Here is a 14,620-nt window from a genome sequence, read left to right on the forward strand (position 1 = left end):
CCCGGCGTTGTTTTACCTTCCCTTCCCGTCTGTGTTATTCAAAACCGAGCAGGCTGAACGCATCGTCCTGCGGGGCGTAACCCAGCAGGCGACGGGTCTCTTCCAGCGATAAACGCGTGTAGCGGTTATTGGAAACCCCGTGCACCACCGCATATTGCACCCCTTCGACACGAATGCAGCGCTCCAGCAGATCGGCGGCGTCGCGATGGCTGAGAAACGCGCTCATGTCGCGGGCGCTGAGCCGATCCCCCGGGCTCAGGGTGGTGAAGTTGGCGATGCGCACCGACAGCGCGGAAAGCCCTTCCTGATGGGCAAAATAGGCGGCGATACCTTCACCGAAGGCTTTGCTGGCGCCGTACAGGTTCTTCGGTTTCGGCGCGTCATCCGGGCGGATTTGGTAATCGAGCGGATAGCCTTCCACCGCCTGTGCGCTGCTGGCGAACACCACCCGGCGGCAACCGGCGTCTTTCGCCGCGCGGAAGATATTGAAGGTACCGAGAATGTTGTTGTCCATCAACGAGCCGCAGAAGTCGGCGTCGGGGGAGGGATCGGCCGCCAGATGCAACACGGTGTCGATATTAGCGCAGGCCGCGCGGCAGGCGTCGAGATCGGCGATGTTGAAGCTGATGACTTCGTCGCCGGGCTGCAGATCGCGCAGCAGGCTGATGTCTCGTTCCGCCAGGCGCAGCGCGTAGCGATCGCCCATCGCCTGACGAAACGCCGTGGCTACCCGGCCGCCGGCACCGGTGATCAGAATCCGTCCCAACTCAGTCCGCAACGTCATGGCCGTCGTCATCCCTAAAATCGATTATGTGTTGACCAGTAATAATCCCCCGCGTGACTTTTGTCCAGTATTTATATTAGAGAATATGATGATTTATGCCGGAAGCGGGCATGTTTTTCCCAGCGTCTCAACCAGGAAAGTCATTACGGCGCGCACGGCGGCGGTACGCGCCAAATCGGGATAGGTGACCAGCCAAAGTTCACGCGTTGGCGCGGCGCTTGCCGTGGGCAACGAAACCAGATGTGGATCGTTATCGGCGACAAACGTCGGCAAAACGGCAGCACCTAACCCCGATCGTGCCGCTTGTTGCAGTGAAAACAGATCGCTGGCCTGAAAGACCACCGGTCGCCCCTGTAACAGCTGTTGCAGCCATTGCTGATGCGGCTGTTGCCGGTAGTGATGGTCATAGGCGAGAAAGCGGCGTGCCGCGTCGGGCAGTGCGGCGTGCTCCGGTGCGGCATATAGCGCGTAGCGCATCATGCCGATGCGCTGTGCCAGCAGCTCCGGCTGCTGTGGGCGTACCATGCGCACGGCAATGTCGGCTGCACCGCGATCCAGCTCGGCGAGCGCCGACTCACCCGACAGCGTCAATACGATCTGTGGAAAAGCCTGGTTAAATGAGGCAATGCGCGGCGCGAGAACATGCGCGGCGATCGACGGCGGCGCACTGATGCGCACGCTGGCCTGTGGCGTCGCGCCGGCGCTGCGCGCATGGCGGATAATGGCCTGGCTCTGCGCGTCGATCCCGGCCGCCAGCCCGGCGATGGCCAGCCCGTCCTGGGTCAGCGGGGTGCTGCGCGGATGGCGCACGATCAAACGCAGGCCGAGCGCCTGTTCCAGCGCCGCTACGCGTCGCCCGACGGTGGCGTGATCGCAGCCCAGTTCCCGCGCTGCCGCCGACAACGAACCGGTGCGCGCCAGCGCCACGAAGTGTTTTAAATCCTGCCAGTCAAACATCGGTGAATTCCTGCACATTGATGATGCATTTTTTGGGAATATTCACACGAATAACGCCGTGATTCAATGTGTGAACGTTTCCTTTTAAATTGAATTATTCAATTAGAGTTTCTTATGAATTTGCGATTGCAGCAACGTACGGCATTGGTCACGGGTGCCAGTGAAGGGATCGGCGCCGGCATGGTCAGGGTGCTGGCCGCTCAAGGGGTCACGGTAGTGGCCACCGCAAGACGCGGTGACCGGTTGCAGGCCTTGGCGGATGAGGTGGAACGGCAAGGCGCAGTGCGTCCGCAGGTGATCGTTGCCGATGTGACCGAACCTGAGGCTCTCGCCCGTTTGGCGGCGCAGGCGCTGCGCCAGCTGGGGACAGTCGATATTCTGATCAACGCGGTCGGCGCATTTCACCCCACGGCGCTGGACGAAAGCGATCGTGGTTGGAATGACGCTTTCGCTTTGAACTTCACGCCGGCCCGGCGGTTGACTCAGGCTTTGTTGCCGGCCATGCAGGCACAAGGCTGGGGCAGGGTGATCAACATCAGCGGCTCGATGGAACCGCGCAGCCTGAGCGCGGCCAGCGCCGCCAAGGGCGCGCTGCATCTGTGGGCCAAAGGATTGGCCGGCGATGTGGCTGCGCAGGGTGTCACCGTCAATACGCTGCAACCCGGGCGCATCAACAGCGAACAGGTTCGGGAACGATTGTATCCGTCTGAGGCGGCGCGCCAGGCGTTCATTGCGCAACATATCCCGATCGGCTACTTCGGCGAACCGGAAGACATGGCGTATCTGGCGGCGTTTCTTTGCTCCCCGCTCGCGCGATATATCACCGGTGCGGTGATCCCGGTAGATGGCGGCATGCATTATTTCGCGCATTGAGGCCATTCTGTATAAGCGATCACAGTTCGGCAATTTGCCGGCGCAAAGGCTTGCCCCGGCAAAATCTGCGGTGTTAACGTCATAACTCAACCGATTTAGGGTTGTTACTGCTACGGCAGGCAAAACCTAAACCTCGCGTTTCTGTTCCCCGATGGGGCAGAGGCCGTGAGGTTTAGGTTTTTTTTTGCGCCGAATTCCGCCTCAGCGCCAGGCCAGTGCGGGGAGGGGAGCGGCAGAACGCGAAGTCTAAGGATAACCATATGAAATATGACACATTAGCCAGTGAGATTTTGGCCGGCGTCGGTGGCCGCGACAATGTGAAAAGCCTGGTGCACTGTGCCACCCGCCTGCGTTTCAAGCTGCGCGACGACACTCGTGCCAATGCGGCAGCGCTGAAGAAAAATCCCGGCGTCATCATGGTGGTGGAGAGCGGCGGCCAGTTCCAGGTGGTGGTGGGCAACCACGTGGCGGAGGTGTTCGACGCGGTGAACCGGGTCGGCGGATTGGCCGAGGGCGCGCCGAGCGACGACGCGGGCGGCAAAAAAGACAACCTGCTCAGCCGTTTTATCGATCTGGTGTCCGGCATTTTTACCCCGCTGCTCGGGGTGATGGCCGCGTCGGGGATCCTGAAAGGCTTCCTGGCGTTGAGCCTGGCCTGCGGCTGGCTGTTGGAGAGCGGCGGCACCTTCAAAATGCTGTTCGCCGCCAGCGATGCGCTGTTCTACTTCTTCCCGATCATGCTCGGCTACACCGCTGGGAAAAAATTCGGCGGCAACCCCTTCGTCACCATGGCGATCGGCGGCGCGTTGACGCATCCGCTGATGATGGCGGCGTTCGAAGCGGCGCAGCAGCCGGGGGCGGTGCGCGAATACTTCTTCGGCATTCCGCTGACCTTCATCAACTACAGCTCGTCGGTGATCCCGATCATCTTCGCAGCCTGGGTGTCCTGCCGCCTGGAGCCGCTGTTTAACCGGGTGATCCACAGCGCGCTGCGCAATTTCATCACGCCGCTGCTGTGCCTGGCGATCACCGTGCCGTTGACCTTCCTGCTGATCGGCCCGGCGGCGACCTGGCTCAGCCACCTGCTGGCCAACGGCTATCAGAGCATTTACGCCTTTAACCCGATCATCGCCGGCGCCTTTATGGGGGCGATGTGGCAGGTATGCGTGATCTTCGGCCTGCATTGGGGGTTGGTGCCGTTGATGATCAATAACCTGAGCGTGCTGGGACGCGACACCATGGTGCCGCTGCTGTTGCCGGCGGTAATGGGGCAGGTCGGCGCCACGCTGGGCGTGATGCTGCGCACCCGCGACGCCAAGCTGCGGGCGCTGTCCGCTTCGGCCATCGGCGCCGGGATTTTCGGCATCACCGAGCCGGCGGTGTACGGCGTTACGCTGCCGAACAAGCGCCCGTTCATCTTCGGCTGCATCGGCGGCGCGCTGGGCGGTGCGGTGATCGGCTACTTCCATACCTCGGTCTACTCGTTCGGCCTGGTGAGCGTATTCACCTTCGCGCAGATCATCCCCGGCGGCGGCATCGACGCCACGGTATGGGGCGCGATCGGCGGCACCCTGCTGTCATTCGTGTTCGCCGCGCTGGCCAGCTACCTGTTCGGCGTCGCGCCGGCGGAAGACGCGGCGCAGCCTGAAGCCGCCGCGCCGCTTAACCGCAAGCAGGCCATCCTCAGCCCGATCGCCGGCGACATCGTGCCACTGGATCAGGTGAACGACGCGACCTTCGCCAGCGGCCTGCTGGGAAAAGGCGTGGCGATCGCGCCGCAGCAAGGGCGCGTGGTGGCGCCGGTGAGCGGCAGCGTGGCGTCGCTGTTCAAAACCAAACACGCCATCGGCATCGAATCAGACGACGGCGCGGAAATTCTCATCCACGTCGGCATCGATACCGTGAAGCTGGACGGGGCGCATTTCACCGCCCACGTGCGGGAAGGCGAGCGGGTCGCCCCGGGCGATCTGCTGATCGAGTTCGACCAGGCGGCGATCCATGCCGCCGGCTTTGACACCACCACGCCGATCATCATCAGCAACAGCGATGACTACGTGGACGTGTTGACCAGCGGCCTGTCTCCGGTGCAGGAACAGGCGCCGCTGCTGACTTTATTACGTTAATTGAGGAGCAAGCGATGAACGGCAAGTTTCCGCAACATTTTCTGTGGGGCGGCGCGGTAGCGGCGAACCAGGTAGAAGGCGCGTATCAGGCCGACGGCAAGGGGCTGTCGACCTCCGATCTGCAGCCGCAGGGCATCTTCGGTGCCATCACGCCGCGCACGGCGGGCGACAGCGGCATCAAGGACGTGGCGATCGATTTCTATCATCGCTACCCGGAGGACATCGCGCTGTTCGCCGAAATGGGCTTCAAGTGTCTGCGCACCTCGATCGCCTGGACGCGCATCTTCCCGCAGGGCGACGAAGATACGCCGAACGAAGCAGGGCTGGCGTTTTACGATCGGCTGTTCGACGAGATGGCGAAGTACGGCATTCAGCCGCTGATCACGCTGTCGCACTATGAGATGCCGTACGGCCTGGTGAAGAACTACGGCGGCTGGGGCGATCGCCGCACCATCGATTTCTTCGAGCGCTATGCACGCACCGTGTTCGAACGCTACAAGCACAAGGTCAAACACTGGCTGACCTTCAACGAAATCAACATGTCGCTGCACGCGCCCTTCACCGGCGTCGGTCTGCCGCAGCAGAGCGACAAGAGCGCCGTCTATCAGGCGATCCACCATCAGCTGGTGGCCAGCGCCAGAGCGGTGAAGGCCTGTCACGAGATCGTGCCGGAGGGCAAAATCGGCAACATGCTGCTGGGCGGCATTCTGTATCCGCTGAGCTGCAAGCCGGAAGATCTGCTGGAAACCCAGCGGCAAAACCGCGACTGGCTGTTTTTCGGCGACGTGCAGGTGCGCGGCTACTATCCGGCCTATATGCAGCGCTTCTTCCGTGAAAACGGCATTCAGGTGGCGATCACCGATGAAGATCGGCAAGCGCTGCGTGAAACCGTCGATTTCATCTCGTTCAGCTACTACATGAGCGGCTGCGTCACCGCCGACCCGGAGCAGTACGAAACGGCACGCGGCAACATCCTCGATATGGTACCGAACCCGCACCTGGCCAGCTCGGAGTGGGGCTGGCAAATCGATCCGATCGGGCTGCGTTACTTGCTCAACGTGCTGTACGACCGCTATCAGAAGCCGCTGTTCATCGTCGAGAACGGGCTGGGTGCCAAAGACCGCGTCGAGGCCGACGGCAGCATCCACGACGACTACCGCATCAACTACCTCAATGACCATCTGGTGCAAGTGGCGGAAGCGATCGACGACGGCGTCGAGGTGATGGGCTACACCAGTTGGGGGCCGATCGATCTGGTCAGCGCCTCGAAGGCGGAAATGTCGAAGCGCTACGGCTTTATTCACGTCGACAGAGACGATGCCGGCAACGGCAGCCTCGAACGCCGCCGCAAGAAGAGTTTCTACTGGTATCGCGATGTGATCCACAGCAATGGCGCCAGCCTGAAAGACCGACGCTAGACCTTCAGCCCGGCGGCAAGCGCCGGGCGTTAACCTTAACGTTAATCGCTGCTGTTTATGATGGGAAATTCTCTCCCAGGGAATGCTGTTGCCCGCAGTCAGCCGTTATGCGGAGAAATATAATAATGATGAAAAGCTTATTACCTCGTTCCATGACCCTGGCGGCGCTGGCGCTGCTCTGTAGCCAGACGCAGGCGGAAACGCTGCAAACCGGCAAGGACGTCGAAGCCCCCACAGCCAAATGGGAAGGGGTGGCGCTCGGCTTTGAGCCGCCACAGCCTGGGCTGTTGGGGGATATGCTGGGGATCAGGCCGATCCTGGAGGATCACGGCTTCCACTATAATCTCGGTTACCTCAGCCAGCTGTCGTATAACGCCGGCGGCGGTTACAACCACGATAAACAGGCGTCGTACATCGACCAATTCTCGCTGACCTTCAGCCAGGATTTGCAGGCGCTGACCGGCATTCCGGACGCGGCGATCGAAGGCAATATCGTCAACCGCAACCATGACAACAACCTGACCCGCGATCGCTTGCAAGATCCGCGCGTCGGCCTGACCGATTTGTCGCAGGAGAGCTTTGGCGGGCAGTCGATTACCCGCCTGGGCTGGCTGACCTTCAGCCGTTCCTTCCTCGATCGCCGGCTGCAGTGGCGTATCGGCATGATGAACAAGGTCCAGGATTTCGATCAGATTATCCCCTGCGATTTTCAGACGCTGACGCTGTGCGGCGGCAAGTCCGCCAACTCGCTGACCTGGTACAACTGGAACGTGCATTACTGGGGCACCACGCTGCAGTACAAGCTGACCGACGGCCTGACGCTCAAGGGCGGCGTGATGGAGCAGAACCCGAGCGCCCCCAGCCGCAGCCACGCCTGGAGCTGGTCTACCAAGGGCAGCAAAGGCTTCCTGTTGCCGATGGAGCTGGAGCTGAAAACCCACGCCGTTAACCAGCTGCCGGGGGTGTATAACCTGGGCGTGCTGTTCACCAACGCGCGCCAGAGCGATCTCTATGAAGGGGTGTCCGGCGGGCCGGGCGCCAGCGATCCACAGGGCTATCGCAGCCACGATCGCACCTGGTTCCTGTATACCGGCTTCAACCAGCAGGTGACGCGCCATGCGGACGACGTCAACCGCGGTCTGAGCGTGTTCTACAGCCTGGGGCTGGGGGATCAGCGCAGCAACTACCTGCACTGGTCCACCTCGACCGGCATTCGTTATCGCGGGCTGTTCGATGCGCGGCCGGACGACTGGCTGGGGCTGGGCGTCTCGGTGGTGAAGCTGAGCGATCGCTACAAAGACAATCAGCGTTATCTCAACCAAATCAATGGCGTCAGCGATTATCACGATCCAAATTATCGGCCGGTACCGGGCCACTCGGTGACGGCGGAGCTCTATTATCGCGTTAACGTGACGCCGTGGCTGCAGCTGCAACCGGGCCTGCAGTACTGGCATCATCCGGCGGGCGTCAGCGAGACGCAGGACGCCTGGGTGACGGCGTTGAAAACGGTGGTGACCTTCTGATCAGGCCGTGCCGCTCTCGCGGTAGCACCGGCGGGCGTGTTCGAACCCGCCGGCGGGCACGCTGTGCGGCGGCTGCAACCTGAGCAACCCTTGCTCAACGATATGGCTGGCCTGACGGCACTGCGTCGGGCCGCCTTCGGTCAGCACCTCCAGCAGGTGCTACTTCTCGATATCGTCATTGCCTTTCCCTGCGCCCCTTCTCGGCATGAAAAAATGCAAAGAAATAGCTTGCGATTACATCGTGCGCTATTTATATTTACAAGCATGAAAAGCATCGATACCGAACAACCCAACGCGAAGAACCTGCTGCAGCTCGATCAGCAGCTCTGTTTCGCGCTGTACTCCGCCAATCTGGCGCTGCATAAAGTTTACCGCAAGCTGTTGAATCAGCTCGAACTCACCTACCCGCAATATCTGGTGATGATGGTGCTGTGGGAGCGCGACGAAGTGACGGTATCGAATATCGGCGAGCGGCTGTTCCTCGATTCCGCCACCCTGACGCCGCTGCTGAAGCGGCTGGAAACCGCCGGTTTGCTGGTGCGCTATCGCGCCACCACCGACGAGCGGCAGGTGATCATCGCCCTGACCGAAGCCGGGCGCGCGCTGCGTGAGCGGGCGCAATCGGTGCCCGAGGCGGTGATGTGCGCCACCGATTGCAGCCTGGACGAAATCGTCTCGCTCAAACAGCAGTTGGAAAAGCTGCGCGGCAGCCTGATCGATCAGATTTGAGCCGCCGTCGCCGGACGCAAGAACGGCGCGGGTGGTCTACACTGTTAGTAAGTGGCAAAAATAAGTAGTGCGCGATTTAATCGCAAAAGATAAACCTGTGACCGGCTTTAGCCCACTGAAGCCGCTGTTATCTCGCCAACCAGCAAGAAGGAATGAACGATGTCTATTGAGAAAGTGGTTTACCGCGCTCACGCCACCGCAACCGGCGGCCGCGACGGCCGTGCAACCTCGTCTGACGGCGTGTTGGATGTGAAACTGGGCGTACCGAAAGAGATGGGCGGTGCCGGCGGTGAAGTCACCAACCCCGAGCAACTGTTCGCCGCCGGTTACTCCGCCTGCTTCCTCGGCGCGCTGAAGTTCGTTGCGGCGAAAGAAAAGGTCAAAATCCCGGCCGAAGCGAAGATCGACGGTACCGTCGGCATCGGTGAAATCCCGAACGGCTTCGGCATTGAAGTGCAGCTGGATATTTCGCTGCCGGGCATCGAGCGCAGCGTAGCGGAAGACCTGGTGAAAAAGGCGCACGTGGTGTGCCCGTATTCCAACGCGACCCGCGGCAATATCGACGTGACGCTGAACGTGAAATAACGTTTTTCGCCGACGCTCTGGAAAATGGAGGGGCTTCCCTCCATTTTTTGTTCTTTCCCGCTGCCAGCTCACACAACGGGGCGAAAAATGCCCGTTTTGTGATAATTCTCTTGATTGCTATCTGCAAAATCACGCTTATTGCCGGTTGGCTGAACCTGCAGCCGCATTGACTGTCTGACAAACTCAGAACTGCTATCGCCCTCCGGAGCCACCGCACTACATGAACAAAATAAAATCGCTATCACAGCAGAATTTATCGTTATTGTTAGCGATCTATATCGGCATCTTTTTAAACCTGTCCGTTTTTTATCGTCGTTTTGATTCGCTTGCACATGGCATTCAGGGGCTTAAGCTTATTTCTGCGGTGACGGAAGTGATCGCCATCGTGTTGTTCACTTTCTTTATCATGCGGTTGGTGTCGCTCGGCGGCCGGTTGTTTTATCGTATCGTCGCGTCGCTGCTGGTGCTGATTTCGGTTGCCGCCAGCTACTACATGACGTTTTTCAACGTGGTGATCGGCTACGGCATCGTGGTGTCGGTGATGACTACCGATATTGACCTGTCGAAAGAAGTGGTCGGCCTGCACTTCGTGCTGTGGATGGTGGCGCTCAGCGCCTTGCCGCTGCTGCTGATCTGGAAGAACAGCCTGCGTTACACCCTGATCGAACAGCTGAAAACGCCCGGTCACCGCATCAAGCCGCTGCTGGTGCTGCTGGCGGTGGTGGCGTTGGTCTGGCTGCCGCTGCGCATGCTGGACGACGAACAGAGCGTGCAGGAGAAGCTCGCCAACGTCGATCTGCCGAGCTACGGCGGCGTGGTGGCGCACTCGTATCTGCCGTCCAACTGGCTGTCGGCGCTGGGGCTGTTTGCCTATACCCGCTATGACGAAAGCCAGGATCAGAGCACGCTGTTCGACCCGGGCAAACACTTCACCTATGTGCCGCCGGCGGACATCGACGACACCTACGTGGTGTTCATCATCGGCGAAACCACGCGCTGGGATCACATGGGCATGCTGGGTTACGAGCGCGATACCACGCCGCGGCTGTCGAAAGAGAAAAACCTGGTGGCGTTCCGCGGCGAGTCGTGCGACACCGCCACCAAGCTGTCGCTGCGCTGCATGTTCGTGCGTGAAGGCGGCGCCGAGAATAACCCGCAGCGCACGCTGAAAGAGCAAAACGTATTCGCGGTGTTGAAAGAGCTGGGCTTCTCTTCCGAGCTGTTCGCCATGCAGAGCGAAGTGTGGTTCTACAACAACACCGAAGTGGACAACTATGCGTTCCGCGAGATGATCGCGTCCGAGAAGCGCAACGACGGCAAGGCGGTCGACGATATGCTGCTGGTGGACGAAATGAAGGAATCTCTGGCGCGCTATCCGAAGGGCAAACATCTGGTTATCCTGCACACCAAAGGCTCGCATTACCTGTATTCGCAGCGCTACCCGCGCAGCTATGCGCGCTATCAGCCGGAGTGCATGGGGGTGGATGATTCCTGTACCAAGGCGCAGCTGATCAACGCTTTTGATAACACGGTGCTGTATACCGACAGCTTTATCGCCAATGTGATAGACCAGGTGCGCGATAAGAAGGCCATCGTGTTCTACGCCGCCGATCACGGCGAGTCGATCGGCGAGAACATGCATCTGCACGGCACGCCGCGAGACATGGCGCCGCCGGAGCAGTTCCGCGTGCCGATGATGGTGTGGGCGTCTGATACGTTCCTCGAGAACCCGCAACACCTCAGCGCCTTTGAACAGCTGCAGGCGCAGCAGCGTATCGGCAGAACGCACCGCCACGTCGAGTTGTTCGACACTATTCTCGGCTGCCTTGGCTACACCTCGCCGAACGGCGGCATCGTGGATAAGAACAACTGGTGCCATCTGCCACAGACGAAAGCGGCGCCCGTCCATCTGTAACCCTCTCCCGCCGGGTGCCCTGCGCACCCGGTAAATTCACCTAATACATTCTCTTCATCAATTATTCCGGTGTGTGCATACGGTATACTCGCGTACTTCCCCCTTCTAACCGGAGATTTCCATGACCCTGCGCGTGGCGTTTATCGACGATCATGACATTGTGCGCTCGGGCTTTGTGCAGCTGCTGTCGCTGGAGGCCGATATTCAGGTGGTGGGTGAATTCAGCAGCGCAGCGCAGGCGCGCGCCGGCCTGCCGGGGCTGGAGGCGGAAATCTGCATCTGCGACATTTCGATGCCGGACGGCAGCGGGTTGGATCTGTTGGCGGATATTCCCTCCGGCATCCGCGTGGTGATGCTGTCGATGCACGATAACCCGGCGCTGGTGGAAATGGCACTGGAGCGCGGCGCCAGCGGCTTTCTCTCCAAGCGCTGCAAGCCGGAAGATCTGATCACCGCAGTGCGCACCGTCGCCGGCGGCGGCGTTTACCTGATGCCGGAGATCGCGCAGCAGCTGGCGCGGGTCAAGGTGGATCCGCTGACCCGCCGCGAGCGCGAGATCGCGCTATTGCTGGCGCAGGGCCAGGAGGTGCGCGAAATTGCCGCTGCGCTGGGGCTGTCGCCGAAGACGGTGCATGTGCATCGCGCCAATTTGTTCGCCAAGCTGGGCATTACCAACAACGTCGAGCTGGCCAGACGGATGCTGAATCTGTGACACAGCGCCTGATCACCCAGCTGGCGCTGTTTTTCATCTACGCCACCAGCGCGTTTTGCCTGTGGGGCATCGGCACCGCGCTGATCGACCCGCCGTGGCAGGCGCTACTGCTGTTCCCGTTCGGCCTGCGCATGGGCATTTTGCTGCAGAGCCCGTACCGTTTCTGGCCGGGGATCCTACTGGCCGATTTGCTGCTGATGGCGCTGCTGGCGGACCAGTTCGGCTACGGCCCGGCGCTGTGGGCGTCGGTGGCAGTGCTGGTGCTGACGGTGCTGCTCAGCCTGCTGGCCTCGCCCTGGCTATTGCGCCATCAGCAGAGCGACAGCGAATGGCGCTGGCCGTTGTTACAGGGCGCGGTGGTGGCCGCCGCCGCCTTGCTGCAGGCACTGGTGTGGCAACTGGTGAGCGGCGAAGGCGCCCGCGCGCTGTTGCTCGGTCTGACCGGCGGCTTCACCATCGCGCCGACCTGCCTGCTGTTGTGGCACTATCTGGCGCGCCAAATCTGGGTGCCGCTGGAGCCGGGGCTGATCCACAAGCCGGTGGAGCTGCGCCTGGGTCACCTGGCCAGCTATCTGCTGCTGTTTGCGTTCAGCATCTGGCTGCAGCAGCAGGTGAACGCCGCCGAGCTGCGCCGTTTCGCGCCGTTCTGCCTGGCCATTCCTATCGTGTTCATGTCTTACCGCTACGGCTGGCAGGGCGCGCTGTTGGCGACGCTGCTCAACGGCGTGGCGCTGATGGTCAACGAGCCGCCGCAGCCGGAGTCGCACCGCGATCTGCTGCTGTCGCTGCTGGCCCAAAGCCTGACCGGACTGCTGCTGGGCGCCGGCATTCAGCGCCAGCGCGAGCTGAATCAGCAACTGCGGCTGCGGCTGGCGGAGAACCGCCAGCTGGCGCGGGCGCTGGTGACGGCGGAGGAGCAAACCCGGCGCGAGGTGGCGCGCGAGCTGCATGATGAGGTGGGGCAGACCATCACCGTGATCCGCACCCAGGCCAGCATCGTCAAACGCCTGGCGCCGGAGCCGGCGGTGATCGGCTGCGCCGACGCCATCGATGCGTTGGCGCTGCGGGTCTATGACGGGGTGCACGACGTGCTGACCCAGCTGTGGCCGGCGGCGCTGAACAACCTGCCGCTGTCGGCGGCGGTGGCGGCGATGCTGCGGGAGTCGCTGCCGCAGGACGCGTCGCTGGTGAGCAGCCTGCAGTGGCAGGTGCCGGACGAGCTGCTGGATGAAACGCTAAAAATCACGCTGTACCGGGTGTGCCAGGAAGGGGTGACCAATGTGTGCCGTCACGCCGGCGCCAGCCGCCTGGAACTGGACGCACGCCTGCAGCCACGCAAAGGCGCCGCGCCGCTGATCGCCCTGACCATCCGCGATAACGGCGCGGGTTTCGATGCGGCAAACCATCAGCCGGGGTATGGCCTGCGCGGCATGCAGGAGCGCATCAGCGCCCTCGGCGGCAGTCTGAGGTTCACCGCTGAACGGGGCACCTGTTTGAGTGTGATCTTGCCCACAGTTTCGCCGGCGCAAACGCAAAACTAGGAAAAACTCCTAACCGCGTCGGGAATCCGGCGTAAGCCTCCCGCGCGCGCGCGGAGCATCATAGCGGCACTTTATTCAATCCTCTGAGGTTCCACATGTGGTCTTTCCTTAAAAGCCGCTCGGACGCGCCGCAGGTCACCGATCAACGGCAGATCGACGCCAGCTACAAATACTGGCGCATCCAGCTGATGTGCACCATGTACATCGGCTACGCCGCGTTTTACTTCACGCGCAAAAGCTTCAACTTCATCATGCCGGCGATGCTGAGCGATCTGGGTCTGACGATGTCCGACGTCGGCATTCTCGGCACGCTGTTCTACATCACCTACGGCTGTTCGAAATTCATTTCCGGCATGATCAGCGATCGTTCCAACCCGCGTTACTTTATGGGGCTGGGCCTGATCATGACCGGGGTGCTGAATATCTTCTTCGGCCTCAGTTCGTCGCTGCTGATGCTGGGCACGCTGTGGATCCTCAACGCCTTCTTCCAGGGCTGGGGCTGGCCGCCGTGCTCCAAAATCCTCACCAGCTGGTATTCGCGCTCCGAGCGCGGCAGCTGGTGGGCGATTTGGAACACCTCACATAACGTCGGCGGCGCGCTGATCCCGCTGCTGGTGGGCTTTATCTCGCTGCACTTCAGCTGGCGTTACGGCATGATTATTCCCGGTATCATCGGCGTGGTACTGGGCCTGCTGATGTGCTGGCGCCTGCGCGACAAGCCATCCACCATGGGGCTGCCGAGCGTCGGCAAATGGCGCAACGACGCCATGGAGCTGGTGCAGGAGTCGGAAGGCCAGGGGCTGAGCAACCGCGAAATCATCAAGCGCTATGTGCTGACCAACAAGTACATCTGGCTGCTGGCGGTCTCTTACGTGCTGGTGTACATCGTGCGTACCGCGATCAACGACTGGGGCAACCTCTACCTGACGCAGGAAAAGGGGTACTCGCTGATGACCGCCAACTCGGCCATTTCGCTGTTTGAAGTGGGCGGCTTTATCGGCTCGCTGGTGGCCGGCTGGGGCTCCGACAAACTGTTCCGCGGCAACCGCGGCCCGATGAACCTGATCTTCGCCATCGGTATCTTCCTGTCGGTGGCGGCGCTGTGGCTGATGCCGGGCGTCACCTACCTGCTGCAGGCTTGTTGCTTCTTCGCCATCGGCTTCTTTATCTTCGGCCCGCAGATGCTGATCGGCATGGCGGCGGCGGAGTGCTCGCACAAGGATGCGGCGGGAGCGGCGACCGGTTTCGTCGGCCTGTTCGCCTACCTGGGGGCCGCGTTGTCCGGTTACCCGATTGCGCGGGTAATGGAGGTGTGGCACTGGAACGGCTTCTTCGTGGTGATTTCCATCGCCGCCTGCCTGTCGGCGCTGTTCCTGTTGCCGTTCCTGCGTGCGCAGACGCCGGCGCTGAAACCGGCCAAAGCCTGAGTAAAATACGCTGCGCAACCCCCGGCGCAGCGC

12 protein-coding genes are annotated in these 14,620 nt (G+C 61.3%); 10 read left to right on the forward strand and 2 right to left on the reverse strand.

What is annotated here, in order from left to right; translation table 11 throughout:
* Positions 1–34 precede the first annotated feature (34 nt).
* A complete protein-coding gene (locus tag BHU62_RS14770) occupies positions 35–784 on the reverse strand; it encodes an NAD-dependent epimerase/dehydratase family protein (RefSeq protein WP_073532667.1) in 750 nt (249 codons plus the stop codon).
* A 93-nt stretch (positions 785–877) separates the two neighbouring features.
* Positions 878–1,741 carry a LysR family transcriptional regulator gene (locus BHU62_RS14775; RefSeq protein WP_073532668.1) on the reverse strand — a complete coding sequence of 288 codons (864 nt, stop codon included), beginning with the start codon at positions 1,739–1,741 and terminating at the stop codon, positions 878–880.
* Positions 1,742–1,855: 114 nt separating this feature from the next.
* Between BHU62_RS14775 and BHU62_RS14780 the strand changes: the two genes are divergently transcribed.
* From BHU62_RS14780 to BHU62_RS14830, 10 genes are all read left to right on the forward strand, one after another.
* Positions 1,856–2,614, forward strand: coding sequence for an SDR family NAD(P)-dependent oxidoreductase (locus BHU62_RS14780; protein ID WP_073532669.1), 759 nt, complete (start codon positions 1,856–1,858; stop codon positions 2,612–2,614).
* Between the two features lie 260 nt (positions 2,615–2,874).
* Positions 2,875–4,737 carry a PTS beta-glucoside transporter subunit IIABC gene (gene bglF / locus BHU62_RS14785; protein WP_073532670.1) on the forward strand — a complete coding sequence of 621 codons (1,863 nt, stop codon included), beginning with the start codon at positions 2,875–2,877 and terminating at the stop codon, positions 4,735–4,737.
* Between the two features lie 14 nt (positions 4,738–4,751).
* Positions 4,752–6,155, forward strand: coding sequence for a glycoside hydrolase family 1 protein (locus tag BHU62_RS14790; protein ID WP_073532671.1), 1,404 nt, complete (start codon positions 4,752–4,754; stop codon positions 6,153–6,155).
* Between the two features lie 152 nt (positions 6,156–6,307).
* The gene (locus tag BHU62_RS14795; RefSeq protein WP_415915713.1) at positions 6,308–7,678 is read left to right on the forward strand and encodes a carbohydrate porin; all 1,371 of its coding nucleotides are present in this window, start codon (positions 6,308–6,310) and stop codon (positions 7,676–7,678) included.
* 264 nt (positions 7,679–7,942) lie between these two features.
* Positions 7,943–8,407 carry a MarR family winged helix-turn-helix transcriptional regulator gene (locus BHU62_RS14805; RefSeq protein WP_073532672.1) on the forward strand — a complete coding sequence of 155 codons (465 nt, stop codon included), beginning with the start codon at positions 7,943–7,945 and terminating at the stop codon, positions 8,405–8,407.
* A gap of 159 nt (positions 8,408–8,566) precedes the next feature.
* Positions 8,567–8,992 carry an organic hydroperoxide resistance protein gene (locus tag BHU62_RS14810; protein ID WP_004934114.1) on the forward strand — a complete coding sequence of 142 codons (426 nt, stop codon included), beginning with the start codon at positions 8,567–8,569 and terminating at the stop codon, positions 8,990–8,992.
* 220 nt (positions 8,993–9,212) lie between these two features.
* Positions 9,213–10,907: a kdo(2)-lipid A phosphoethanolamine 7''-transferase gene (gene eptB, locus BHU62_RS14815; RefSeq protein ID WP_073532673.1), complete on the forward strand. Its 1,695-nt coding sequence runs from the start codon at positions 9,213–9,215 to the stop codon at positions 10,905–10,907.
* 121 nt (positions 10,908–11,028) lie between these two features.
* Complete coding sequence (gene uhpA / locus BHU62_RS14820; protein WP_033645065.1) at positions 11,029–11,619, forward strand: transcriptional regulator UhpA; 591 nt, start codon at positions 11,029–11,031, stop codon at positions 11,617–11,619.
* Positions 11,616–13,160, forward strand: a complete 1,545-nt coding sequence (gene uhpB, locus BHU62_RS14825) for a signal transduction histidine-protein kinase/phosphatase UhpB (protein WP_073532674.1) — start codon at positions 11,616–11,618, stop codon at positions 13,158–13,160. Before uhpA ends, uhpB begins: the two co-directional genes overlap by 4 nt.
* Positions 13,161–13,255: 95 nt before the next feature.
* Positions 13,256–14,587 (forward strand): MFS transporter, encoded by a 1,332-nt coding sequence (locus BHU62_RS14830; protein WP_073532675.1) that lies wholly within the window; start codon positions 13,256–13,258, stop codon positions 14,585–14,587.
* Positions 14,588–14,620: the final 33 nt, after the last annotated feature.

Source organism: Serratia marcescens (genome assembly GCF_001902635.1).
Lineage (GTDB): Bacteria > Pseudomonadota > Gammaproteobacteria > Enterobacterales > Enterobacteriaceae > Serratia > Serratia marcescens_F.

Excerpts from the sequence above, each read along its gene's own strand:
- BHU62_RS14830 (WP_073532675.1), top strand. The coding sequence starts at position 13,256 with ATGTGGTCTTTCCTTAAAAGCCGCTCGGACGCGCCGCAGGTCACCGAT.
- BHU62_RS14810 (WP_004934114.1), top strand. The coding sequence starts at position 8,567 with ATGTCTATTGAGAAAGTGGTTTACCGCGCTCACGCCACCGCAACCGGC.
- BHU62_RS14805 (WP_073532672.1), top strand. The coding sequence starts at position 7,943 with ATGAAAAGCATCGATACCGAACAACCCAACGCGAAGAACCTGCTGCAG.
- BHU62_RS14790 (WP_073532671.1), top strand. The coding sequence starts at position 4,752 with ATGAACGGCAAGTTTCCGCAACATTTTCTGTGGGGCGGCGCGGTAGCG.
- BHU62_RS14780 (WP_073532669.1), top strand. The coding sequence starts at position 1,856 with ATGAATTTGCGATTGCAGCAACGTACGGCATTGGTCACGGGTGCCAGT.
- eptB (WP_073532673.1), top strand. The coding sequence starts at position 9,213 with ATGAACAAAATAAAATCGCTATCACAGCAGAATTTATCGTTATTGTTA.
- BHU62_RS14775 (WP_073532668.1), bottom strand. The coding sequence starts at position 1,741 with ATGTTTGACTGGCAGGATTTAAAACACTTCGTGGCGCTGGCGCGCACC.
- uhpA (WP_033645065.1), top strand. The coding sequence starts at position 11,029 with ATGACCCTGCGCGTGGCGTTTATCGACGATCATGACATTGTGCGCTCG.
- BHU62_RS14795 (WP_415915713.1), top strand. The coding sequence starts at position 6,308 with ATGACCCTGGCGGCGCTGGCGCTGCTCTGTAGCCAGACGCAGGCGGAA.
- BHU62_RS14770 (WP_073532667.1), bottom strand. The coding sequence starts at position 784 with ATGACGTTGCGGACTGAGTTGGGACGGATTCTGATCACCGGTGCCGGC.
- bglF (WP_073532670.1), top strand. The coding sequence starts at position 2,875 with ATGAAATATGACACATTAGCCAGTGAGATTTTGGCCGGCGTCGGTGGC.